General features: G+C 46.1%; 20 protein-coding genes. 2 read left to right on the forward strand and 18 right to left on the reverse strand.

Annotated elements, in window-relative coordinates; genetic code table 11:
* Window positions 1-2: 2 nt before the first annotated feature.
* On the reverse strand, window positions 3-704 hold the full coding sequence (locus CLHUN_RS04590; RefSeq protein ID WP_080063382.1) for an ABC transporter ATP-binding protein: 702 nt from the start codon (window positions 702-704) through the stop codon (window positions 3-5).
* A 338-nt stretch (window positions 705-1,042) separates the two neighbouring features.
* Here CLHUN_RS04590 and CLHUN_RS04595 point away from each other — a divergent pair, with 338 nt between their 5' ends.
* Window positions 1,043-1,297: a hypothetical protein gene (locus CLHUN_RS04595; RefSeq protein ID WP_080063383.1), complete on the forward strand. Its 255-nt coding sequence runs from the start codon at window positions 1,043-1,045 to the stop codon at window positions 1,295-1,297.
* 168 nt (window positions 1,298-1,465) lie between these two features.
* On the forward strand, window positions 1,466-2,776 hold the full coding sequence (locus CLHUN_RS04600) for a S1C family serine protease (protein ID WP_080063384.1): 1,311 nt from the start codon (window positions 1,466-1,468) through the stop codon (window positions 2,774-2,776).
* A 111-nt stretch (window positions 2,777-2,887) separates the two neighbouring features.
* Here the strand turns inward: CLHUN_RS04600 and CLHUN_RS04605 are convergent, their stop codons facing one another.
* From CLHUN_RS04605 to CLHUN_RS04675, 17 genes are all read right to left on the reverse strand, one after another.
* Window positions 2,888-8,482, reverse strand: a complete 5,595-nt coding sequence (locus tag CLHUN_RS04605; protein ID WP_080063385.1) for a tail fiber domain-containing protein — start codon at window positions 8,480-8,482, stop codon at window positions 2,888-2,890.
* A 52-nt stretch (window positions 8,483-8,534) separates the two neighbouring features.
* Entirely contained in the window at window positions 8,535-8,711 is a 177-nt protein-coding gene (locus CLHUN_RS22030) for a hypothetical protein (RefSeq protein ID WP_165755654.1), read from the reverse strand.
* A gap of 31 nt (window positions 8,712-8,742) precedes the next feature.
* Window positions 8,743-11,433, reverse strand: a complete 2,691-nt coding sequence (locus CLHUN_RS04610; RefSeq protein WP_080063386.1) for a tail fiber domain-containing protein — start codon at window positions 11,431-11,433, stop codon at window positions 8,743-8,745.
* A 61-nt stretch (window positions 11,434-11,494) separates the two neighbouring features.
* Window positions 11,495-11,674 carry a hypothetical protein gene (locus CLHUN_RS04615; protein WP_080063387.1) on the reverse strand — a complete coding sequence of 60 codons (180 nt, stop codon included), beginning with the start codon at window positions 11,672-11,674 and terminating at the stop codon, window positions 11,495-11,497.
* Between the two features lie 46 nt (window positions 11,675-11,720).
* A complete protein-coding gene (locus CLHUN_RS04620) occupies window positions 11,721-14,270 on the reverse strand; it encodes a tail fiber domain-containing protein (protein WP_080063388.1) in 2,550 nt (849 codons plus the stop codon).
* Between the two features lie 44 nt (window positions 14,271-14,314).
* Complete coding sequence (locus tag CLHUN_RS04625) at window positions 14,315-15,058, reverse strand: phage tail protein (RefSeq protein WP_080063389.1); 744 nt, start codon at window positions 15,056-15,058, stop codon at window positions 14,315-14,317.
* Window positions 15,055-15,927: a baseplate J/gp47 family protein gene (locus CLHUN_RS04630; RefSeq protein WP_080063390.1), complete on the reverse strand. Its 873-nt coding sequence runs from the start codon at window positions 15,925-15,927 to the stop codon at window positions 15,055-15,057. The genes CLHUN_RS04625 and CLHUN_RS04630 overlap by 4 nt, the downstream gene beginning before the upstream one ends.
* A 21-nt stretch (window positions 15,928-15,948) precedes the next feature.
* Complete coding sequence (locus CLHUN_RS04635) at window positions 15,949-19,524, reverse strand: putative baseplate assembly protein (RefSeq protein WP_080063391.1); 3,576 nt, start codon at window positions 19,522-19,524, stop codon at window positions 15,949-15,951.
* On the reverse strand, window positions 19,524-19,919 hold the full coding sequence (locus tag CLHUN_RS04640; RefSeq protein WP_080063392.1) for a GPW/gp25 family protein: 396 nt from the start codon (window positions 19,917-19,919) through the stop codon (window positions 19,524-19,526). Before CLHUN_RS04640 ends, CLHUN_RS04635 begins: the two co-directional genes overlap by 1 nt.
* Before the next feature lie 120 nt (window positions 19,920-20,039).
* Window positions 20,040-20,435, reverse strand: a complete 396-nt coding sequence (locus CLHUN_RS04645; protein WP_080063393.1) for a PAAR domain-containing protein — start codon at window positions 20,433-20,435, stop codon at window positions 20,040-20,042.
* A 50-nt stretch (window positions 20,436-20,485) separates the two neighbouring features.
* Window positions 20,486-21,208, reverse strand: coding sequence for a phage baseplate assembly protein V (locus tag CLHUN_RS04650; protein WP_080063394.1), 723 nt, complete (start codon window positions 21,206-21,208; stop codon window positions 20,486-20,488).
* The gene (locus tag CLHUN_RS04655) at window positions 21,205-22,245 is read right to left on the reverse strand and encodes a phage late control D family protein (RefSeq protein WP_080063395.1); all 1,041 of its coding nucleotides are present in this window, start codon (window positions 22,243-22,245) and stop codon (window positions 21,205-21,207) included. Before CLHUN_RS04655 ends, CLHUN_RS04650 begins: the two co-directional genes overlap by 4 nt.
* Window positions 22,246-22,257: 12 nt before the next feature.
* Window positions 22,258-22,872: a CIS tube protein gene (locus CLHUN_RS04660; RefSeq protein ID WP_080063396.1), complete on the reverse strand. Its 615-nt coding sequence runs from the start codon at window positions 22,870-22,872 to the stop codon at window positions 22,258-22,260.
* Complete coding sequence (locus tag CLHUN_RS04665) at window positions 22,872-24,293, reverse strand: hypothetical protein (protein WP_080063397.1); 1,422 nt, start codon at window positions 24,291-24,293, stop codon at window positions 22,872-22,874. Before CLHUN_RS04665 ends, CLHUN_RS04660 begins: the two co-directional genes overlap by 1 nt.
* 103 nt (window positions 24,294-24,396) lie before the next feature.
* Window positions 24,397-24,873: a phage tail protein gene (locus CLHUN_RS04670; protein ID WP_080063398.1), complete on the reverse strand. Its 477-nt coding sequence runs from the start codon at window positions 24,871-24,873 to the stop codon at window positions 24,397-24,399.
* Window positions 24,874-24,882: 9 nt separating this feature from the next.
* Window positions 24,883-25,068, reverse strand: a complete 186-nt coding sequence (locus CLHUN_RS22035) for a DUF6760 family protein (protein ID WP_340148323.1) — start codon at window positions 25,066-25,068, stop codon at window positions 24,883-24,885.
* Window positions 25,065-25,433, reverse strand: coding sequence for a hypothetical protein (locus tag CLHUN_RS04675; RefSeq protein WP_080063399.1), 369 nt, complete (start codon window positions 25,431-25,433; stop codon window positions 25,065-25,067). The genes CLHUN_RS22035 and CLHUN_RS04675 overlap by 4 nt, the downstream gene beginning before the upstream one ends.
* Between the last annotated feature and the right edge of the window lie 143 nt (window positions 25,434-25,576).

Genomic DNA, 25,576 nt, shown 5'->3' on the forward strand with positions numbered 1-25,576 from the left:
CTCTACCATTCTATAGTTTCTACATCTGCAGGACTGTGGTTTCGCCCCATGTTTTCAACTTTGCTGTTTTTGATTTTGATGACTCTGTCCGCCATAGGTGTAATGGCCATATTATGGGTTATTACAATAACAGTCATACCGTTCTGCCTGCAAGTATCCTGCAAAAGCTTGAGTATACTTTTGCCGGTTGCATAATCCAGAGCTCCCGTAGGCTCGTCACACAAAAGCAGTTTAGGCTTCTTGGCAAGGGCCCTGGCAATGGCTACCCTCTGCTGTTCCCCCCCTGAAAGCTGAGCGGGAAAATTCCCCATTCTTTCTCCCAGACCTACTTCCCTGAGAATTTCCTCCGCATCCATGGGGTCCTTGCATATTTGGGAAGCCAGCTCTACATTTTCCCTGGCAGTGAGATTTTGTATAAGGTTATAAAACTGGAAGACAAAACCTATGTCAAATCTTCTGTAGGTTATCAACTGCCGGGCTTTGTACTCATTGATTTTCTGACCGTCAACAATTATTTCTCCCTCATCACAGGTATCCATTCCCCCCAGTATATTAAGAACGGTTGTTTTTCCCGCTCCGCTGGGCCCCACTATTACCACGAATTCGCCCCTGTCTATTTCAAAATTAATGCCATTGGCAGCGTTAATAATCACTTCTCCCATTTTATAGCGCTTATACACATTTCTGAATTCCACAAACCCCATATAAACCTCCATCTCTCATCACAGGCAATTTTTTTTGCAAATAACTGCAACAGGTAGTTTTTCTATAATTCCAGTGGTCTGTGACATCTGAAACTTATATTGCCCGGCTATGGCTTCAGATGTTGCATACCACTATTATTACTAATATTTTATTATATATCTACACAGCCTATAAAGGATATATGTTTTTTTGTGCTCCAAATCCCTCTTCCCGCAGGTATAAAGCTGCCCTTCAAAGGGTATAAATAATAATGCCACTTTCGTACTTAGAAGCATCCAATTTATAGCAAAATTTTCATACTATTCAGAAAGTGAGTATATATCTGTCAGGTGAATTTATGATAATCCAATGTGAGAGAAAGGAATTTATTCTACAGGACGACACGATAGCAATAACCCGCGATGACAAGTTTATAGGCTACGGAAAGGTTATTGCGGTACTGGAGGAACACGTGCTGGTTGATGTTGATGGAAACGCAAGCAAGTCGTTATTTGAAATTTTCAGTGAAGAAATACCTTGTGATTTCACTTTTGTAAATGAAAGATATGTGCCTGAAAACGGCGAAACCAAAAAAGAAGCAGAAGGCAGGTAATATTTTACCTGCCTTGGTTATTTTATAAGGTGTTTTTAAAGTTGTTAACAATTTGTTCTAAATTTTATAACAGATTATTAATTTTTTCTCCTTAAAAAATACATAATTAGCGTCTATTATATAAGCATAGGATAAATTTAATGAAATTAAGGATTGGAGGAGTAAAATATGAACAATAACGGTTATAACAATGAAGATTGGAATTATCAGGGCCAGCATGACTATAACTATGATAATCACACATACAGTAATAATGAAATAATTACAGTACCCCGTAAAAAAAGAGGCGGAAAGCTTATTACTTATCTTTCACTGGTTTTGGTAACTTCACTTGTCACAAGCTTTGCCGTGGGCGGAGCAATGTACTCAAGTTTTTCCAGGCAGTTGGACACCCAGGTAAGTGCACTTAAGCAAACCTCGGCCTTAAATACGGCCCTGAATGACGGCGTATCGTCCACAAAGCTGTCCATAGCCACCACAGACCAGTTAAAGGTAACGAATCTTTTTAACGAAAGCACGGGTAACCTTTCTGTAGCACAGATAGCAAAAAAGGTGGGCCCGTCTATAGTAGGAATTAAAATGTCGGTACAGTCAACAAGGCAGTCGGCATTTTACGGCAGCAGATCATCCACTTCCGATTCAGAAGGTTCCGGCATCATATTTACGCAGGACGGATATATAATAACAAATTATCATGTAGTACAGTATGCCGATCCTAAAAACGGCGCTGCCAGCACCACCCTGACAGTATATTTGCCTGACAAGAGAGAAGCAAAGGCAACCTTTGTAGGCGGAGACAGTGAAAATGACCTTGCAGTTATTAAAATCAACCTTTCCGATCTGCCGGCTGCCGAACTGGGAGACTCCTCCGAGGTTGAAGTAGGCGATCCCGCTGTGGCCATAGGCAATCCTCTGGGAATGGAGTTTGCAGGTTCGGTGACCTATGGAGTAATAAGTGCCCTTAACAGGCAGTTGGATACGGGAGACAACAGCATGAGCCTTATACAGACAGATGCGGCAATCAATCCCGGCAACAGCGGAGGTGCGCTGGTTAATTCAAAAGGTCAGGTAATCGGAATAAATTCCGCAAAGATATCGGTCGCAGGTGTTGAAGGCCTTGGGTTTGCAATCCCCATGAATACGGCCAAGCCCATAGTGGATCAGCTTAAGGATTATGGCTATGTCAAGGGTAAACCCTTGATAGGCATATCTGCTCAAGAGGTAACCGAGGATATTTCCAGAATGTATGGCCTTCCGGTAGGAGTATACATTTCAGAGGTCACTCCCGGCGGAGCCGCTCAGACTGCCGGTATGAAAAAGGGCGATGTACTGCTGAGCCTTGACGGCACAAAAATCAAAACCATGTCCGACCTTGACGCTGTCAAGAAAAAGCATAAGGCTGGAGATACGGTTAAAGCCGTAGTTTCCAGAGCCGGCACCGAGGTTTCCATGAATATAACCTTTACTGAAGCCAAATAGTAAAATCCTCTATTGATTCAATAGTTCAATCATATATTCGTGTAAGATTTTCCCCTTTAAATCCAGGAAGCCCGTGCTGTACAGCACGGGCTTCCTGCCTGTATTCCAATATCAGGCACCGATGAGTTCAGCCACCTGCTTTTGCAGTGCATTGAGCTGTTTTCTCATAGCAGCACTTTCCGACTGCTGCTTTTTAACTACAGAGGTCAGTACTGCAACTATGTCCATTATGGAAATGGATTTGCTGTCGGAGGTTGTGAATATTTCCGGCACTTCCTCTGCTATGAAGCCTATATTGTGCTTCTTGAAGTAGTTCCCCTTGTAGTCAAAGGATACCGGATTTAAGCCTTTCAACAGCTCCAGGGCTGTTTTTACGGGGAGCTCTTCTATATTTTCCTTATATGAGGCTGAAGATGTCTGGGTGATGTTGGTTGCTTTTACTATTCCGTCGATATCAAGCTTCACACCTTCTGACGGCTCTTTGCCAATACCGATGTTCCCTGCGGAATTGACACTTAATATTTCCTCTCCGGCCTCGGTGAAAAGGTTAGTGTGTCTGTGTTCTGCAAAGCCAATAGCTTCAAGGCTGTCCTCGGTTCCTGCCAGCCAATGGCCTTTTTCCTCGTCCCAAATGATCCTGCCTTCTTTGGCACCGGCTGCTTTAATCCCCTCACTCAGAGTGAGCACACCTGAGATGTCTGCCGCGGCTGCGGTAAGCTTGCTTCCATCTGCTGATATGCTGCCCGCTGTCAGGCTTTCCGTCGAAACGACGCCTGTTGAGATAGTTTCTGCCGTAATATCCTTGGCTGTCAAACCACCTGTCACTCCAACGCTGGCAGCCGACAATTTGCCGCTGATGCCTGCATCCCCGGTAATATCAAGCTTTTTAGCCGGATTTGTGTTGCCTATTCCCACATTGCCCGATTTTACAGTCAATACTCCGGTTATGTTGGTTATTTCAGCATGTGTATGGCCATTCAAGGAGATGTTCTTCAGGTCTCCCTCTATTCCGGCCTGCCACATCTTGTCGGCTTCACTCCAGAGAAGCCTGGCTTTCTTTGGATCTCCTGAACGGGTAAATTCCACGCCGCTGCCTGCATTGAGAGCTCCGCTCACACTGATATTCCCGGCTGCTATTATATCTGCATCAAGAGTGCCGCTGACAGCAGCGCTGGCTGCAGTGAGCCTGCCTGAAATACCGGCCTCTCCGGCAGAAATTTTCCCGCTGATATCCGCATTTCCTTCCACATCCAGTTTTTCTGAAGGTGAAGCGGTGCCTATTCCGACTTTCCCGTCCTTTGCAGTGATAATACCTGTAATTGCAGTAAGCTCCACATGCTTGTGGTCATCGAAGCACAAGGTTTTCAGGCCATCTGTGGTGCCGGCCTGCCATATTCCGCCGGCCGCCTCGTTCCACAGCAACTGGGCATTTGCAGCCGTTCCTCCTCTGTAAACCTCGATACCTGCACTTGTGTTAGCAGGTGAAGGCGCGGTGCTGTACCTGTTGATTGTAATTATATTATCTTCCACCTCAAGAGTTTTAGTGTTTACAGTTACAACATCACCATTTACAGTAAGATTTCCTTCCACGGTTAAATTTTGGGTAACCGTGGCATTTGCCGTTTTCAGCAATCCGCTTATATCGGCATCGGAGCCCTTAATGCTGCCCACTGCTGAAATGTTCCCGGATATTATGGCTCCGTTGGCCCTGATATTTCCTGAAACATCAAGCTTGGCTTCAGGCGCCGTCTTTCCGATTGCCACATTTCCGCTGCCGTCCACCAATACTGTGGCGGAGTCACCTGAATACAAACTGTTGTGCTTATGCCCGGAAAGTGAAATGTTTTTGAGATTGCTTCCGGTGCCGGCCTGCCAGGAATCACTTCCCGCATTCCAGTACAGTATTGCAGCGTCTGCACCCTCCCTGTATAATTCGAAGGAGTCCATGGCGGTCACCTTTCCATTGACAAAAGCACTGCCCGTTACCTCCAGGGTGTCTTTTACCTGCAGCTTCCCGTTTACAATGGCATCTCCGGCCACATCAAGCTTGGCCTCAGGCGCTGTTGTACCTATTCCAATATTGCCGCTTTCATCCGCAGTCACAGCAACGGTTTTTTCATCCGGAGAATACAGCTTCCAGTGTGTATGCTGGCTGTCGAGAATAATGGGATCAAGGTTGTCGCCATACCCCAGATACCATTTCATATCGGCTTCCTTCCATATGATTTTTGCGGGATCAAGCTTTGTGCCGTTATTACCCTCTCTTTCAACTTCAATGCCCTTTTTCAGAGAGAAATCTCCTGCCACCTTCAGATTTCCGTTTACTTCAGTACTTCCCGCAATCAGTTTCCCGGCAATGGTTGAAGCTCCGGCTATATTCATATCCCCGCTGACAACAGCGCTTCCTGCCACATCCAATCTTTGCCGGGGTGTGGAATTACCTATTCCCACATTTCCCTTGCTGTCTGCGGTTATAAATCCAACCTGCCCTACTCCGATTATCCACTGGTTCAAATCCTTTACCCACTTGATTACCGGCTTTGGCTCCTCATCCCTGTCTATCTGGATACCGTCCTTTAATATCAGGCTGTTTTTGATATATGCACTGCCTGCTGTGAAATCACCCTCAACTGCCGCGGAAGGGGTCTGAATACTTCCGTCCTGATTTATCCTTAAATGCTGGGTGCCGTTGGACATACCCACTTTCCAATTGCTTTTGGCCTCATCCCAGGCCAGTATGGCACTGTTTTGAGTATTTCCCCTGAAGATGGAAATACCGCTGTCTATCTTTTTCAACTCACCGGAATCAAACCGGTTGAGAGTTATGGAATTGCCTACTACTTCAATGTTCGAGCTGTTTATCCTGGTGAGACCTCCCCTGACATCCAGATTCCCCAGAATTGTCAGGTCCTGCCCCACTGTGAGGTCATGTGCCACATCCACACTTCCCGAAGCCCGGGTGCTCAGGGAAAGGATATCACCTTTCTCATTATAAAGCTGTCCGTGCTTATGCAGCGAATCGGCATTTTTCTGGGTCGTGAGCTTGTCCCATACCTTCCCGGAGGCTATTTCCTTAAGTTCATCACCCAAGCCCATTTTCCAGACCTGGGCGGCTTCATCCCATATCATTCTGGCTTTAGGTTTCGCATCACCCCGGAAGATTTCTATACCGCTCTCGTTAAGCGGCGGAGTGCTTCCTTCAAATTTATTAAGCAGGAGAACACTGTCTTCCACCTGACTCTCGATTTTGTTTACTATATTGTTAACAGACGTAACTGTCCCTATTACATCCAAATCGCCTTTTACGGTCACTGAGCCTTCAACCCCGAGAGTTCCGTTTATTTTGGTATTTTTACCGATGCCGATATCTCCGTTGGTATTGAAGCCTATGGCAGAGGTTCCGTTTTTGTCACAAAGCATGCTGTGATTGTGGAGTTTATCTGCTGACAGCTTTTGTGTAAGAGTGTCCCACTTATCTCCATAGGGAAGCTCTTTCATATTGTTTCCCGTGCCGATTTTCCATGTTCCTTCAGCTTCATTCCAGATTATCTTCGCGTTAGGCGCACTTCCGCCCCGGTAAACCTCCAGGCCGCCTTCATTTTTGATGGGTACGCTGGTACCGGTATACCTGTTGACAACTATGGTATTGTTGTCAACATTTATTGTCGTGGTATTCAGCACAGATTGCTTGCCCTTTATTGTAAGATCGCCTTTTATGGTAACCGAGCCGTCCACACCCATGTCACCCTTTACCGACGCATTTTTTTCAACAGCCACATCGCCGTCTATATTCAAATCGCCCAGCATTTGCACATTTCCATCCACATCAATATCTACAATCGGCGTGCCCTCTTCATCTGTAAGGGCACCGTGGCTGTGAAGCCCATCCGCCACCTGTCCGTGGGTGAGATATTCCCATTCTATGCCGCTGGGTATTTCAATCAGACTTGGACCGGTTCCAATCTTCCATTTGTCACTGCCCTCGTCCCAGATCAATCTGGCATTGGGCAGCCCCTCACCCCGGTAAACCTCCAGGCCGCCTTCCGAGATTGGCTGCTGCCCGTTATTCGGTTTATTGACCAAAACCACACTCTCTGTAATCACCTGCTGAACTTCGGTGAATTCGGTCTTATTCTTTACCGTGAGATTTCCATCAACCGTCAGGTTCTTGGCAACGGCCAGATCAGAATAGACCTTCACATCGCCGGAGGGAGTTCCGCTCATTACAAGATTGCCATCCCCGTTGTAGAATTCGCTGTGGCTGTGGTATAAGTCGGCATTGGTTCCGGTGGTCAAATCCTGCCAGGACTTTCCATAGGGTATATTATACATTTCAGTTCCAAGGCCTATTTGCCAGCGCTGATCTTCTTCATTCCACACCAGCCTGGCACTGGATTCCTGACTTGGAACTTCAATTCCACCTTTGGCAACAATACTGCCTGTGACAGTTATCTTCTTATCGATATTGATATTTCCCTTGTCATCAGCAGTGAGAGCCGCTCTTCCGTCAGTTCCGAAAACCGTACTGTGTTTGTGGAGCTCATCAGCATTTGACCCGTTATGTATCTTTTCCCAGTCAGGACCGTAAGCCAAATTGTACAATCCGCTTCCGCCGTCACCCTCCTTTATGTCAGTACCAGCCTTCCAGCTCTTGCTCACTTCATCCCAAACCAGTTTTGCATTTGGCCTTTCTCCGCCTCTGAACACCTCCACACCGCTGCTCTGTATCCTTGGATCTATTTCGCCGGTCTTCGGAGTGTATTTGCTGACGGTAAGCATATTGCCGGTCATAATAACATTCGTGGTATTAAGGGTTGTATTCTCCCCGCTTACCTGTATGCCTCCCGCTGCCGAAAGAGTTCCTGCAACAGCGGCATTTTTTGAAATATTGACACCTCCGCTTGAATCCACCTTGAAAGCCTCCGCATTATTGGCATTGACTGTCAGTACTCCATTGACATTCATATTGCCATTTGCTTTGAGCTCCCCGCTTATTACCTTGCCTGAAAATTTGGTATATGGAGAATGTACTTCCAGCCCGTCATTCTGGCTCAGTGTTCTGTCAATGAACCCTGTTAAATACGGCAGGTTCAGCTTGTCCTTTTCTCCTATGGATATCTTTGCAAATTCCTGAGCCGTCCCCTGGGTCACAGCATATGTACGGATTTGTGTTATACCGTCTGCCTCTTTTTCAGCTACTTCCGAGACAGTCTTCCCTCCGGCTTCAGTGGAACTGAGCCTTACTCTGGCAAGTACCACTTCCTTGCTGGGATCTTCGGGCATATCACTTCTATGTTTGATTCTTCCGCGTTCCCAGATGTGTATTTCCTTGTCACCGCCTTTTTTGTTGTCCTTGTCGGCGGCGGCCTCTTCATATACGACAGTAATATATATGTCTTTATTTGCATCATACCCTGATAAATCAACAGGATTGTCGGGATGGTTATCACAAATCCAGATCTCCTGGCTGAACTTTTCATTTGTTTCCTCAACTGCTATTCTATTAAGTGCAAGGCCCTGGGAAACTGTAACCTGAGGATAGCCTCCCACTGGGGTAACGGTCAATCCGTCTACAACTCCCCAGTCATGAAAAAACCTGTTATGAAGGCGCTGAAGTTTCATATGGTATTCCTGCTCAAGTGCAAGGTCCTCTTCCTTCAGCAACAGACCGTTAAAATACTTCATACGCTTGATTTCGTTTGACATTTTTCGTTCCTCCGAATTCTCAAATTTATGAAACCTAATCTTTATGTTTCAGTTAATTGCTCTCTCCCTCTTTTGGAAGCAACCCTTCCAATGCCTGTATGGCTCCGCTGATCCTCAAAAGTGTCTGTGTAAGATTTGTACGTTTTGCGTCCAATTCCTCAAGTATTTTTTGTCCGTTCTCGAACTCATTTTTCAGTTCATTAACTCTTTTCTCCAGCAGTTCTTTCACTCTTCTCCCTCCAATCCGTCAGTATTTTCATTTATTTAGCCTTAAGGGCGGTAATTCTTTTCTTTAATTTGGCAATAAGCTTTTCCTGCTCCTTGACTTCGCTTACCAGAACCGCAATTATCTCCATGGGGCTGATTGCCTTTTTATCATTTGCCGAGAACATCTCGGGAACCTCTTCCGCTATGAAGCCCAGGGTTCTTCTTTTCATATCCCCCTTGAAATTGAATTCCACCGGTTCCAGCTTTTCGAACGCCGCCTGGGCCGATGACTTTTCAAGGTCTGAAATATTTTGCTTATATTCTCTGGTTGAGGAATAATACAGATTTCCGTCCACATAGGTTCCTCCGCTTGCATAGAGGCGCAGCCTGTCACCCCCGTTGCCATAAAAGGAATAACTGACAGTCCTGTAATAGCCGCAGGGATTGCTGACCCAGCTATAGGGGCATGTTCTGACAAATTCGCTGTAGGAATATGACTGCAGATTGGAGTCATTCGCTATTCCTATTTCAAGCGTCATGTTTTCCCCGCCGCCTCGCTGCGGGTCGGAATAATACCTTATCCAGGCCGCATCCCCGCTGCCTCCATACTTGTCTCTTTCCCACATGATACCCTTGACGTCACAGTTTCCCACTCCCGGTACGATAGCACCCTTTGCAATGAGATTTCCTGTCACTCTCATGGTTCCATGCACATCCAGATTATCCCAGATGGATACCTTTCTTTCCTGGCCCGCCGACCTGTTTCCAACAAGCATCAGCGTTTTGTAGCCCGAAATGTCATTGGATATTTCCGAATTCCTTGAAGACGCCTCGGTAAAACCGCTCCAGGCTGATGTAAACCTTATGGGATTTGTACTGCTCATGATTCGAGTCATGCCAACCGCATCAAAACTGTCCTTGGGTTCTGCGGTTCCTACCCCGGTACCTCCTGAGGCCATAAGGCATATATTGTCATCCCCGTCGTTTGACGTTCCGATTTCAAGGGTACACGCTTCACCGCTTCTCGGGTAGTATTTGACCCATGCTCCATCCCACAGGCCTCCTCCCGGATCATTTGGAAAAACAATACCGTTGTTTCCCGAACCTGCAGTTACATTGAGAGCCTGGGAGAGCTGCATGCTGCCGTTTACCTGGAGAAGCCCGTTCACGTCCAGCCTGTCCCATATGGAAACCTTCCTGCCCTGTCCTGCCGATTGGTTGCCCACTATCATCAAGGCCTTATGGTATACGGTATCGTTGCATATTTCTGCCTGGTTGGTAGTAAGGTCCGGAAAGGCGGTCCACTCCGATGTAAGTCTTATGGGATTTGATTTGCTCAGCAGTCTTATACTGCCGGATACCTCAAGCTTGTCGGATGTAGCATTAACCGGGCCTATACCCACATTTCCGCTTGAATTCCAGGATAGAGCCGGCCTCTGACCATTCTCGGTGGTACCCAGCATGCCCCCCTTCAAGCCGGTCAGCGCCGGCCCTTCAACGGGCTGGGAACCATATGGCCGTCCTTCTCCATACCAGGCCAGGCCTGTTACGGAATTACCGGGGGACATCAGTATTCTTTCGGGCACAGACAAGCCTGTCCTGCCGGAAACAGTTCCTGAATTATCCACCTCCAGAACAGTTCCCTTTGAGGAAAACAGCCTGCTGTGGCCATGAGAATCCACAAAGGATTTGTTTATCATCTTATCCCAGCCCGCACCACTTGCTATGGGACCTAAATCAAGGCCTATTCCGGCAAGCCACCTTGCCTCCTGCTCGGACCATACAATGCGGGCATCCGGGTCGGAAGCGTTTCCTCCTCTGAAGACTTCAAGTCCTCCGTCCCTTTTTTTCCACAATTCCGGATTGATCACATTTATACTGTTCACCTGAAAGATATTTTCCTCGGTTTCAAACTCATGAGTGATCTTTCCATCTTTTTTGGAAATCAATTGTCCCCGAAACCAAAGGTCCTTGGCAATCTCAACCTCTCCGCTGAATTTGACGGATTCTGAGTTTATATCCAAATGGTGTTCCCTTGTCTTCACATCTAACGTCTCGGTGAGGTAGGGCATCTCTTCAATTTCTTCACCCAATTTGAATATGAACCTTTGCAGTTCAAGCACACGTGCATAGGGACCTGCATATACCCTTAAGGGGGTTCCGTCCGTATCCGCGTCAAATATGCAGGTACTGTCAATAATAACTTCCTGGTAGGTGTCCCTTTCACCATCATTATTGATAAATTCCCGCTCTACGACTTTTGGTACAATCCGTGCCAGGATAACATCCTTCTTTACGTCCTTGGGTTTTTCACTGCTGTGACTCAGTTTTGCACATTCCCAAACATGTATTTCCTGGCCCTGCCCCTTTTCATTATCCCTGTCAGCTCCGGTTTCACAGTAGCTGACGGTTATGTAGATGTTTGCGCCTGCAGGATATTCGGAAAGATCCAGAGGATTTTCAGGATGTCCCTCATATATCAAAATCAGCCTGCTGGTACTCTCTTTTACATCCGGCCCGTATTCTCCATCTACCGAATCCAGCGCCGCTCCTTCAGTAACGACCACTTCCATATTACCGTCAATTACAGGATTGACCTCGAGGCCGCCCACTATTCCCCAGGTATGGAGATAGCGGTTATGGATTCCCTGTAGTCTTCTGATGTAATCCTTGTCATGGCTGTAGTCTTCTGCTTTTAAAAGGAGTCCGTCAAAATAGTTCATTCTTTTTAATTCTTTTCCCATTTGCCTCTTCCTCCGGATACTCAAAATACTGCCAGAACTCTGGCATTAATAAATAAGTTCATTACGAAACAGAGGCTTCATCTTTATTTAACAGTTCCTCAAGTACCTGTATGGCTCCGTTGATGCGAAGCAGTGCATATGTGATATTTGAGCGTTGAATATCCAATTCTTCCATTGCCTTCTGTCCGGCTTCAAGCTCAACTCTGAGCTCATTTATTCTTGACTCCACTTGTTCTTTCATTTTGTCCTCCATTCCGCTTTTAGTGCGGTTACTCAGTCAGTATTGATTAGTTCCTGCCAGCAGCCATCTTGTCCAGATCCTGCTGCATTTTATTTATTGACTTTCTTTGATCCTTTACCACACTTGTGAGTACGGCAATAATCTCCATTGGGCTTATGGCCTTCTGATCGTTAGCCGCAACCGCATCCGGCATATCTTCCGCAATGAAGCCCAGGGTGGTCTTTTCGCTGTCACCCTTGAAATTAAAGCTGACAGGATTCATTCCTTCCAGGATTTCTTTTGCCTTTTTGGTGGAAAGTGAATTAATGTTTTCCTTCAATTCACGAGAAGAGCTGTAGTAAAAATATCCGTCCACATAAACTCCTCCTGTGGCGTAGAGCCTGATACGGTCTCCTCCGCCATAGTATCCCCCCGTACCCACGTCATTGGATATGCCGATTTCAAGAGTCATGTTCTCTCCGCCGCCACGGTTCAGATCAGAGTAGTATTTTATCCAGGCAGCATCACCAGTGCCGCCGTAGTAGTTTTTGGGGAAGGTTATTCCATTGTTGTCTCCGCTCCCCACACTGGGTACGATTGCACATACGGTTTGAATATCGCCGTTGACCTGTGTGGTTCCGTTTACATCAAGCCTGTCCCAGATAGAAACCTTTCTGCTGCCACTGGATTTGTTGCCCACAATCATCAACGATTTATAGTTAGTGGTATCATTGCATATCTCCGCCTGATTTCCAGCCTGATCGGGAAACCCGCTCCAGGAGGATGTAAAGCGCAAGGGATTTGAACCGCTGAGTACCCTCATCCATCCACTGACATCCAGCTTGTCGTTTGGATTTAGTGTTCCCACTCCCAGGTTGCCGGATGCCATTAATGAGATGTGGTCATTGGCGTCATTTGAGGTTCCTATTTCAAAGGTACAGGCTTCTCCGCTCCGCGCATAGTACTTCAGCCATGCAGAATCCCCTGAGCCTCCTCCGGGATCGCTGGGAAATATTATTCCGTTCCTGCCGCTGCCGGCACTTGGGGTGAGAGCCTGAGTAAGCTGCATATTGCCGTTTACATACAGGAAGCCGTTCACGTCCAGCCTGTCCCAAATGGCTACCTTCCTGCCCTGTCCGGCAGATTGATTACCAACAATCATAAGAGCCTTATGATAACTGGTATCATTGCTTATTTCAGCACAATTCTTATTTCCGTCAGGAAAGCCGCTCCACATGGAAGTAAATCTGACAGGGTTGGATTGGCTTAATATACGGAGGCTCCCTGTGACTTCCAGTTTGTCATCCTTGGGGCTCGGAGTATCAATACCCACATTTCCCAGACTGTTCCAGGATATTATGGGTCTCTGCCCACCGTCGGTAGTCCCCATGATTCCCCCTTTAAGGCCGTACAGGACCGGACCGTCCACATTTATTCCGGCAAAAAGCTTGTCGCTGCCGAACCATCCCAGTCCGTGGGCTGTATTGTCGGAGGTTCTCAACAACATTGTCTTGTCTCCCAGACACAGGTTTCCCTTTACTGCCAGGTTTCCCGAGGCGTCAGCTTCAAGGGCATTGCCTCCCGGATAGCTCAGAACGGAATGTTTATGCAGTTCATCGGCTATATCACTTTTTATAAGTCTTTCCCACACAGGGCCATAGGCTATATCCCAGAGGTTGCTGCCCAGACCGATCTTCCACTTTTTATCCGTTTCCGACCAGACAAGTCTTGCATCGGGAGAATCCGTGGAATCACCCCTATATACCTCCAGACCTCCATCCTGCGGTTTCCATTCACCCTCTTCCGGCCTGCTGTTAACCTGGACAAAGCAGTTTGAGATCAGGAGTTCATTTGCCTTTGCATCATCATTTTGCAGTTTTCCGTTAACTATAAGATCTCCGGCAACATTAACAGAACCGGAAAAATTGGCTTTTAAAGCATTAACCTCCAGTCCCGTGCCGGCATTACCCCGGTCCACAGCCTTGATGAAGGGCATCCCCTTTATATCCTCGGTTAATTTGAAAATAATTTTTTCAATGGCGAGTACACGTCCCGCAGGTCCCGCATACCTCCTCAACTGAGTTCCGTCCGGCTGGGTTTCAAATATACAGTCCTTCCCCAGGTACTTCTTATTATCCACCAACTTCATCTGTACTCTTGCCAGAATTACATTTGCCTTGTCATCCTTGGGCTTGACCATAGCATATTTTATGCGTCCCCGTTCATATATGTGGATTTCCTGTCCTTTGCCCTTTTCCAGGTCGTCCTTGTCCATAAGCTCTTCTTCATAGCTGACAAAAATGTAGATGTCATCTCCCGCACTGAAGGGAGACAGATCTATAATACTGTCAGGATGCTTGTCGGTAATATATATGTACTGGCTGGTACTCTCACCGTTGCTGTCCTGCACCTGGTTTATTGCAATCCCTTCCTTTACTGCGACCTTCAGATATTGTACTGACGGTTCAACCTCCAGTCCTGCTACGATACCCCAGGTATGCAGGTAACGGTTGTGAAGCTGCTGAAGCCTTTTTTGATAATTCTGATCAAGCTTATAGTCTTCCGCATCCAACAGGAGTCCGTCAAAATAGCGCATTCTTTTTAATTCTTTACCCATTGCCACTTCCTCCGGATTTCATAATGTTTTAGTCAAAGTTATGCTTAATCCTCAATCATTCCGCCAACCAGAGTCTCTCTTCCCACTTTTGAATAGACTCCGATTCTCAATGCAGGTATCTCAACATTAAGCTTGTAATTGGTATAAAAAGGTTTTTCGTTTTCAATAACCCTGCGCATCAGTGCAACCTTGTTGTTCAGCATGCTTCTGCTGTGCGCCGGGATTATAGCGTTTACTGAAAAGAAGCAGGGGGACGAGCTGCCAACCATGGTGTTCTGACCGACTTCTCTTTTATTTCCTATTCTTGCAGTCTCCTGAAACTCATTGATTGATATGGTAGTCTCATCACCTGCATAAAGCTGCAGGTATTCCAACAATCCGTTACAGGTTCCGCGCTTTTTGTATAGCTGTACAATGGCGCCGATCATTTGCCTGTTTATTGTTTTGCGCGGCTGTTCCAGCGGCAGGACCTGATTTTGAAGGGAATTCTTCAGCTCCTTGTCTTCAGTGCCGAAAAAGTCGGCTGTATCCTCCAGTTCAAGTGCCACCCATCCGGCAAGCCACTCCAGAAACTGCGGAGGGGTCCTGTCAGGATCCAGATACAGGTCAAATTCGTTCAAAAGTTTTTCAATTCCCACCGTTTCCTGCAGTTCTGTACCTCCCGACAGAATCTGCTCAAAGGCCTTAAGGAAACGGCCGAGAAAATAGTCTTCGCTGTCCTCGGTATTTCCCTTCTGAAATATTCGAGGGAGGTATTGGGTATATTTGCTGTATTCAGGATAACTCATGCTTCCACCTCGATATTTAATTCTTTTAGTTTAATAAGCTGATAGGGCTTGAGGGACGGTGCATCAAGTTCTATATGCCTGACGTGATCTATTCCCGCAATCCCTTCCACCAGATAATACAGATCGGATTTATACAGGTTTCTTCCAAGAGGCCAGCCTTTTTTGTCCTCACCGCCAACAATAGGATCAATATGCTGCGCTATGACATTTCTTACAGTATCGGCGATTTTGCCGTCCCTGGCCGACACCTGCAGGTTGATGCTGATATCCTGATAGTCAGGGTCTACCACATGCACACGGTTTGTGAGCACTTTTCTTTCCGAAAGATATTGCCTGACATACTGTTTGATATCATAGGTTTCCTTCATCAAATCAAGCTGATTTTGTGTTGACACTATGAGAATCACAGAAACATGTCCGAATTGTTCCGAATCCTCCGATTTGTTGTTTTCCATGTCTCTGTTGGACAGACATATGGTTCGCGCGGTGATGTCGGGAAAAACCTCCCTTATCCCGGGCTTTTCCATAAGGGCCCTGTAAGCCAGCAGCTCATAATCTTCCACAGTAACAGCTCTGGTACACTCCGAAAGCTGTTGTACTCCCCTGCGTATTCCCGAGGCAAGTCCCTCCCCTTCCTCCAGTTGTATTCCAAGCAGATTGAGAAAACGCAGATAGTTTTGCTCCGGTATCTGATCAATACGGTAAATAATCATCTCACACAGCCAGGCAAACAACTCCACCAGAGTTATTCCGGGGTCTGAAGGATTGTGGTTTGTCCATTCCGGAGCATACACCGGGATTAGGGATTTTGCCTCCTTTATCAGTTCTTCAAAGGTAATTTCGTCCAGACTTTGTAATGGCAGCGACATTTTTCCACCTCCTTTCCTTTTTTAAGTCATACAATCGTCACACAATTCTGCTCCGGGCACTTCGGCAACCTTTTCCAGATATCTTCTGTCTTCCTTCAGAATATCTGTTATACGGCAGTTATCTCCTGTATAGCCTGCATCATGTATTATTTGCGTGTCCCTGTTCAAAAGGTATGGGAACCGCAGCTCAGGCTTTTTGTTTATCAGGTGGTCACCGCTGTATACCAGTTCATCCTCTTCCAGGAATACATCCCCTGACAGCACCTCGGTTATTTTTAAAGGAGCAGTATTTGTATACTCGTCATTCCGGCTCAAATAGACCACATCCCTTGGCTCAAGTATGGCCATTTTAATAAAGAAGGTCTCCTGTCCGCCTTTTATTTCATTCAATATGAAGGACCGCAAAGTAAGATCTGGAGTCACTGCAAACTGGATGTCACTTCCCACTGGATAGTCCGCGGACAGTGGATCACCGTCATAGGTACTGCATTCAAGAACATCTCCGTCCACGGCCTTGATAATCAGTTTTTCAGGAGGAAGATTTCTGTAGGTCAGCTCTATCTGATGACCTTCCCTGAAACCTTTAACCAGCAAGGTTTTTACACCTTTATCCTGTTCCAGCTTTTGAGCAAGTGCGAATACAATCCTGTTGTCCCTGCTTTTTACGGCACTGTACGCAGGATATGTGACACCGGGCTTATAGGGTCCGTCCTTTAGCTGCTCAATATTCAGTGTGTAGCACTGGACGGAGGACTTGACCGTAATGTCGGAAATATAATCAACACCGGGAGTATTCTTTATCACAGAGCACACTTCCGATATGTACAGGTTCTTGCCCAGGGACCAGCCCGTCTTTTCCTGGCCGCCGCGCAGCGGGTTCAGAAATTCCCTGAGATTGTCCATTATCTGTCCTTCAATTATTTTTCCAGACTCAGGAGTTGTATATTTTACCGCTGCTTCAACTCCGATACGTATATATTCCGGGCCTATAACATCCAGCCTTGGAAATTGGGAGGTGTTTAGTACCGCTGCAATCCTGGTGGCCAGATACCTGTCAATTTCGTTCAACATCTCCTGGCTGGGAGATGGTTTTGGGTTGCTGTATTCCGGAACCACTATGACAGTCGCCTTGCCCGGAGTGAAATCCAGTTCCCTGTCCATTGTGGGAAAGCATTTGACAATTGCTATCTGTGGAGCTGCTTCACGTACCAGCCATTCCACATCCTCACAGGTAATACCCCGATCCCAGCTTTTCAAAGTATGCGGTCCGCGAATTCGTGCTTCCTCTGCCTCCTCCTGGTTAAATCCCCCATCGGCTCCCACAGGATTGGTAACCGAATCGATTTCTGCAAAATTAACCCAGGTCTTTTTAATTGTGTCCGCCTCCACATTCCCCCGTGAACCTCCTCCATATCTGTAATCGGAAATAATATTTTCTTTCCCCGCAGGAGGAATCATTCCGCTTTTCCCATCCCCGAAGGTCAGCTTTCCGGTGTCCGCATCCAGCATATAATGCCTGCTTTCGGGGCCTGAGAGTGAGAAGGTCTGTACTTCCTCCCATAGTACCGGAGCTACCTGTCCAAGAATTTCCTTCACCTTTATCACCTGATTGGGAAGAACAGGTGTACGTGTGAATTGGAACACCTGGCTTGGCTCTCCGTTGCTGGAACCCAGTATCTCATCTTTCAGAGTAACCGCATTGGCGGCCCATACCGTATTTGAATATACGGCATCAAGCTTGGGGAAAATGTCAAAGTCTCCCTCTTCCAGCCTTGCACGAATCCAGTATTGAGCCGTTCCAAAAAGAGCGGCCTTTTTGATATCCAAAGGGATTGACAACTGCTGTATCTCCCGTCTTGTAAAATCCCTTATTGCATCATTCACACTTAAGGTAAGCCACTTTCTTCCGTTCCAATACTCCCAGGCTACCACCGGCTTGTCCCCCACCTGGTCTCCCTTAAGCGGAAAGAACATGGACAGGGGTAAACTGCTTATATCTCCGTCAAAGCCGAAATATAAGGCTGGATTTGAATCGGCACAGGTTGAAAACAGCTTGAAGGTCTTGCCCTGAGAGGAACATTCCGCCGTCCTGTCCACAAAAAGAAAATTGTTTTCGGTAATTACAGTTTCAGGATATACCTGTTTGGAATTGTATTCATAACTTATGAGTATTTCTTTTACCGATGGAGGAAGAAAGCTGGCCGCAGTGTACACAACCTGGGAAAGAGGCACTTCCTCCTCCTGGATTGTCACCGTCTTTGTGTCATACGCGATTGTACTGTCGCTTCCATAGTTGCCGCTGAGTATTCTGAATCTGATCCAATAGTCTTCCTCACCGTTCAGGTTGTATAAATTAATTGCAGGACACTTGAACAAAAGTATCCCATCTCTGGTAAACACCCCTGTGTCGTCCGAGATGACATTGCCTTTGTTTTTTGCATCTCCAAGCCGTCCAAACTCATTCCACTTGACACCGTTCCAGCACTCCAGGGCAATAACGGCATTTGTGCTCTGACTGGCTTCCCTTCCTTCTGAAAGCCATACTTCCAGGGATATGTCCGCAGTCTCCTTTGAGAATGCTTCCCCGCAGGATACATAGAAGCTGTCATTAAACGCCGGTCTTTCACCAAAAAGGTAAAAATCCTTTGTCAAATCCAAGGGTGCATAGTTGAATACTGCCGACTTTGGCCTCAGCGCAGCTTCAGTAATCCTCACTCCCAGCTTCATGGCTTCAACCTCGGGCATCAGATCGGCATTCAGGAGCGGTGATTTCAATTCGGCAAATATCCAGTAATTTGTCCAGCTCTGATATTCATTGTTTTTATCAAATCCACATATGGTTTTAGGTGCTATTTCCCCTGCCTTTGAAAAGGAAATCTGCCCGCTTTGAGAAAAGGCCGATTGTCTGAGTCCTGCCTGAACCAGCAATGGCACAGCCTCTCCCTTATCATCAAAATAAAACCAGTTTATGTCGGCGGAAGCATTTATAGAGCCATTCTGTGCAAGCTGCATGTTCAGATTGATTGCAGCCTCCTTAAGGGACAGTATATCTTTATGTCCTATATAAACCCGGTGCAGAATAGGATTATCTCCTCTGAAAAGCTCGGCTTCCCTGCCGTCAGCTTCAACCGACAAAAGAAAATCAAAATCACTCCATTTGTCTTCGGCAGGTTCTATGCACGCCACCCTGACCAGACCCGGCCGGATTACCGTCAGGTCATTTTCAGTTTCAAAAACCACCTCTTCCTGATTTTCAGGCTGTGCAGACAGTTTTGTCCCGGCAGGTATGAAGCCGTCTTTACTCCAATCCTCCTTAAGCTTGAACATCACAGCCGCCTTTGCCACCTTGGGAGCAGTGGGGCTTACACCTATCAAATTCAAAAAGGCCGTAAAATTTTTGTCAGGTGCCTTGTTTAAGGCTCCCAGCACACGTTCCATCATATTTGCAAAAATATTCACAAGAGCATCTGCCTGTTTGTCCGATTTGATTTCACTAATATCCTCAAATTCGGGACAATGATACAGCAGCAGCCGTCTTATTTCGCTCACCAGGTCTTCCTGGCTTCGCTGGTCGATTTTAGGTAAGATTTTCGTCATTATTTTCCCACACTTTCAAGATAAAATGGATAAACAAGATTGTCCTTACTATTGCTGGATTTGATAATATACTCAATATTTATTTCTATAACGGGCTCTTCCATTCTCATGTTTGCTGTTACAGCTTCCACCTCTATTCTGGGTTCCCAATTGAGCAGCGCCTCATCAACATAATTCTGAATCAAGGTTGCGGTGTTTAAATCATTTGAAGCAAACACCATTTCATTTAGCCTGCAGCCGAAATCCGGCCGCATCACCCTTTCGCCCCTGGCTGTCCCCAGAATAAGTATAATAGACTCTTTTATAGATTCTTCTCCCACTGATGTTCTCATTTTTGCCTTTTTTACCGATACAGGATATTTGAGTCCCTTGCCCAAGAAATCTATTACTTCCATACAAACCTCCCGCCATGTTACGGCCTCCGGCCACATGGCCCACAATATTAATATTCTTTATATCTTCCGGCAGTTAAACCTGAAGCCCCGACTAAAAGGCGGCAAAGAAGCATGCTACAGCTAGCCTCCAATGAATACCGTGCCTACTGCGACGACCTTTCCCACAGGAAGATCCGCCGGGTCATTGCAGGTCATTGCCATATCGCCGTTTCTCGCGGCCATCTTCCCATTGATTTTGACAGTAGCACTCCCCAATTTGATGGTTCCCTTATTGCTGGGAGAAGCTTGAAAGCTGTCCCCGTTAGGAACATGGGACGGTGTGTTGGTGGCCGTTGAATCCACCGTCGCGGCAGGCTTTCCCATAATGTTCACATCACTGCTGAGACCCCCGTCAATAACACCTGTGAAAGGGTGCGGCAGCGGTACAGGTACTTTGCCTGACCCTACCGGAATCATTACAATATGTATGTCTGTGGCTATCACCTGATCGTCCTTCTTAGCTGCCGGTTGTCCCATATTCGTATCTCCCTTCAACTCCAAACAAGAGTATTTAAATAAATGTTGTACTAGTTTATATTTACGGTAGCACCCTTGATAGTCATATTTGCAGATGACTTGACATCCATGGATGAGGATGCTTCTATCTTTGTGGCCGCAGAGGACTTCATTTCAATGTCCTGTGCATTGACCGTGAACTTTCCCTTTGGAGCGGAAAATTCTATATCCTTGTCGGAGCTTACAGTTACTTTATTATCTTTTGTACTGATAATTATTTTGTTCTTCCCCGACTTATCAGTAACTTTGATACTCTCTTCCCCGTTTTTATCATCCAGTTCAAGTATGTGCCCCTTGCTGGACTTAAGTGTTATCTTCTCTTCTTTTTCCTTGTCCGAAAATTGCAGTATGTGACCGCTTCGGGATTTGATCACCCTGGTATTGTTTTTCCCGTCACTGTTGGTATCAGGAGGGGCATCCTTTCCATTCCACAATGCACCCATTATGAACGGCCGGTTCACATCTCCGTTTTCAAATGCCACAAGAACTTCGTCATCCACCTCCGGAAGAAAAAAGGCTCCTCGCTCTTTCCCTGCCATGAACGAAACTATTCTGGCCCAATTTGACTCCTCCATGCCCAGCAGTGGTATTTTTACCTTCACGCGGCCCGGACCCGGCTTTTCTGAATCATTGGCAGAATCATTCCTGACAACTACTCCTACCATTACGCCGAAAATCCGCTCTTCGTTTTTAATATAGTCAGTAAAATTTGAAATACTAATACCTTCACTCATATTCCAGTCCTCTTTACTCTGAATATTGTCATATATCCCGATTTATCCACATTATGTATGGTTGATACTATATAGTAGCTTCCACTGAAGCGCTCATCCATACCTAAAAGCTTTACCGACTTTCCCGCCCTTACCAGTGGATTTCCATAACACTTGCCCTGACCGGTTATAAATTCTTTGAGAAGGCTGTTGTAAGCAGCCTTTGCCGCATTCTGCGCCTCGCTCAGATCAATGAGGTTTTCTACCCAGGCTGCCACCGGAGATTCCTGAAAAGCCTTTGAAGAAACATCGAAGCCTGATTCCTTTCCATCCATCTTCGTGACTTCGTCACCCTTTTTTGCGGTGGCCTCGACTTCCTTTTTTTCCTTGACATCCCACCCCCGGATCACAACCGTGCTGCCCCGTGTAAGAGTCCTCAATTCAAGAGTCAGTTCCTCAAAATCCTTTCGGTAGGTAAAGTCAGGAAGTGCCGCAGCCTTTGCCGACCGTGATTTTACAAAGAACAGCTTCTTATCTTCCACATAAACTTCATAATCCAGGTAAGCCGCCCGTTTCAGCAAAAACTCATAATTGCTTACATTGTTTTGAAATACATATGGGTAAATGGTCTTGGTATCATCAGCCTGAACCGTCAGACCGTGCTCCTTTGCAATCTCACTTGCTATCTCACTGTCCTTTTTTTTGGTGAAAACCTTGTTCCGGGTGCCCATCCTGAGCTTGTGCAGAAGGTCGTAGCCCCGTATTTCCAATATTGAATGGCTGGCAAGATTCAGTTCCAGCGAGGTAATCTCTCCGCTCAGCATTGGTTCGACCTTGTCCAGGCCCATTGATAAGTCTATTTTGTCTCCCGGCTTGAAGGACTTAAGATCAATCCCCCTCCACTTGCCATTTTTACTGTCAACCATGTTAAGCTTGATGGAAAACATGGCAGGCAGGTTTATTTCATCTTCTACCGTGACTCCTTCAACCGCACCTATCAAATCACTTGAAAAATCAGTACCGTTGAGCTTGATTTTATAATTTGCAACACTTCCCATAATCTCATCACCTTAGTCCGGTATAACCAGAGTCCTTCCGAAATCGTTTTTAACCGGGAATCCGAATGGGTTGAGTATTTTATTGGCCTCGGCTATTATCCGCCATTTCATGGGGTCCTTCAGAGCCTCGTTTGCAATCAGGTCCAGCCTGTCGCCGCTCTTGACAATCCACAGTTTCCTGCAGGCCTCCCTGCCTTCGGCAATCTGGACTTTCTTTTCAGGCTCATCGGACATAAAGGTTACATCCATCTGTGATCTTACGGGAGTTCCATCCTCCATGAACATGGTAAATTTCTGCTCAATCCTGCTAAGGACACCCCTGTAGGTAAAGCCTCCCCAGATGAACAGGCATACCGGCGGCTTCTTTGTATTTTTCCCGCTGACCTTAGGGTCCAGAAGGGAAGTGAGTTTACCGGTCTCGCGCCTGACATCCTTTCGCTTTTCATAAGTATCATAGAACAGGGACACCTTGAACTCCGGTGTTTCAGACCTTTGGAACTGCTTTTTGTCATTTTCTCCCGTATACTTCCCTTCAAAGGAAACAGTATACTCATTGGGATTGAACATCACCGAAATCGGTCCCACACCGGCCAGATCCAGTGGTATTATTTGCGCTTTTTTTGCCATTATCTAAGACCCCTCCGATCTTTTTGAATTCCCAATCTTTTCTCCAGTATTCCGAATACTTTTTCGGCAATAAGGTTTACCTCCTCGGGACTGTCAACGATTGACACCTTTACAGCTTTGGGTGAAGCAAAAGCCTTTTCCTTTACCTCACTCCTGGCCGGAATAATGCTTTCCTCCTGCACTGCCTCTTGAGTATGGGGCTTTTCCTGTTTGGGCTTATATAGTATCAACCCGGAATGCCTGCTTTTCTGCAAATATCCGAGTATCTCTTTATCCGCCTGCACAGCAGCCGGAAATTTTTCTTCACCCTGGTGCCGCACTTCCCGGACTTCGGTCAATTGGGGAACTGTTATATAATTAAAGCTCTTCTGAGCATTAACTTTTTGAATATATGTATGCTCCAGCAGTTTATTTGTTTTCTCAGTCACTTTTTGGTGCAGCTCTCCGGTCCACAGCAGCTCTTTTAAATTTATTGTGCTGGGATAATCCGATCCTGCCGGCCTGTTCAGGCTTTTCGGCCTCAGATGCTCCGTGGGCGCATGTGCAGCATATGTGGCATATGTAGTTTCAGTCCGTTGTGGGCCGTAGACCTGTTCCGGCGGTGCGGCAGTCTCTGCCGGCTTTTCCACCCGGCCGGAGGTTTCGCCCTCATTTATTTGTTCATGCTTTTCCCGTATAAGCTGGAATTCTGCAAGGATATCAGATGCCATGCTTTTAGCCTTGAAATATTTCAATTCCTGCTTTGAGTCAGCGGCATAGGTTCTTATGTCACTGTGGGCGCTGCTGTGTGGTGCTTTTTCAAATACCGGCTCTTTATCATGGTCCCGGTATACCTTGCCCCTGTTTTCTCCTGCCTCCCCGCGCTTTTTGTGCTGAGTGACATTTTCAGCTTCAGTCCTGTTTTGTTGAAACAGGTGAATTCCCGAGGGGACAGGTCTTGTATCAACTGTTCCGTTCAGCTTGCTCCACTGCTTTTCCATGCCGTTTGGCATTATCAGTTTATCCCGGCTGATATTCCGGGTTGTTGTATTTAAAAGGGTACTGCCTTTAATAAAACTGCTGCTTAACGCCGTCCGGGTTTTTCCCTCTGAACCAGCTTTATATATGTAAAAGGGCACCGGCCTCTGAACTTCTCTTGTATGGTACACCGGCGCTTTTTCCCTGGTGAGAATGCCAATGGCAGGCCTGTATTCACTAAAGTGCAGAAAATTATTATTTATTACCTCCAGGTAGTTTGACCCGGCAGAAATGCCTGCTGCTTTTGGATTGCGGGAATTTATTCTGAAGATCAGTTTTCCCCTTTGACCCCAAAATCTGCTCATGGCATACTTCCCGACAATATTTTGCGTAAATTCCCCATTCAGTTGAAATTTAACTATTGACGATATGATTTTTACAGGCTTCAATTTGCTTATCTTCATAATTTTAAACCCTTATAGCTTCAAATACGCTTGAAGAGCGTATTCAACTCCCATCTTATGGCTGTAAAACAAGATATCTTGTGAATATTTATTTGGCTTCGGCTTATTTGTGCATTTGTAAACCGTTATGAGTCAATACTATGCTTTCAGCCGCCACTGCACTGCTGCTTGAACTGAAGGCAGGGCCTTCCCATTTTATGGGGCATGCCTCCAGGAAATTCCACCAAATCTTTGGATTTCCTGAATGGTCCAACAAACATATGGAGCCGTTCCTTCTTGTTATTACTCCGTTAATCACCTTCTGATACCAGTCCCAAAGGTACTCATCATTGGTAACTCCGTGTTTGAGGGTAATATCGCTGTATTTGGTCTGGGTGAGGAATGCGTACTCCTTATAGTTTTCGCCGCCGAAGGTTTTTCTTTCCACCTGGGTTTCTATGCTTAAGCCTGAAACGTCGGTAAACCCTCCTACGGCCACCCCCTCTATTTCAACAACAAAGTTAAAGGCAAGGTATGGATCCTTCCTGTGTCCCGGTACCCAAGTTCTTTTTGCTGCTAGGTTAACTATCTTTTGATCCATGGTATCCTCCTAAACCTCAAAAAAATCTTTATTATTTTCGTCTCCATTGAGGCTTTTATTAATCTCACTGACTTCCCTGCACCAGCGTCCCCTCTCAAAGTGCTCAAGACCCATTACTGTTTTGTAATCCCAGTGCAGGTAATAGGACAAAAAGGCTACCTCCTCGTAGAGGCGGTCGAGAGGGTAGCCGGTTATTCCCCCAGATTCTCAGCCTCAGCTTCAAAGCTGTAATCACATTTGGGACACTTGGTTTTTATTATATTTGAACCGTTCTGGTTAATTCTGTTATACAGTTCCTGCAGGTATGAAAAGTCCGAGGTATATAATTCTTCAATTATTCTTGGAGTTATCATCTTAAGCGTACCCAGGCTGGTAACAACCCTGGACAGCAATATTACCGATAAATATGCGGGGTTTTGCTGCACTCTTGCATCACGAAGCGGCATTATTTCATCCGCAGCAGTTGCCAATCTCATTATTCCCTGCTTATGCACCGTACCTGTCTCATCTACGAATCCTTTAGGCAGAGTAAAGTTAAACTCGGTCTGTAAAATATCCATTATGTGAAACCTCACTTTATTTATAAACTTATTCATTTGCTATGTGACAATTTTAAAAGTTATCTTGCAGAGCCCTCCATGGGTTGACGTGGAGGGTCCGCAAAACAATTTGAAACAAGCCTTCCATTTTAGGGGTAAAAACT

Origin of the sequence: Ruminiclostridium hungatei (assembly GCF_002051585.1) — a bacterium.
In the GTDB taxonomy this organism is placed as follows: domain Bacteria; phylum Bacillota; class Clostridia; order Acetivibrionales; family DSM-1351; genus Ruminiclostridium; species Ruminiclostridium hungatei.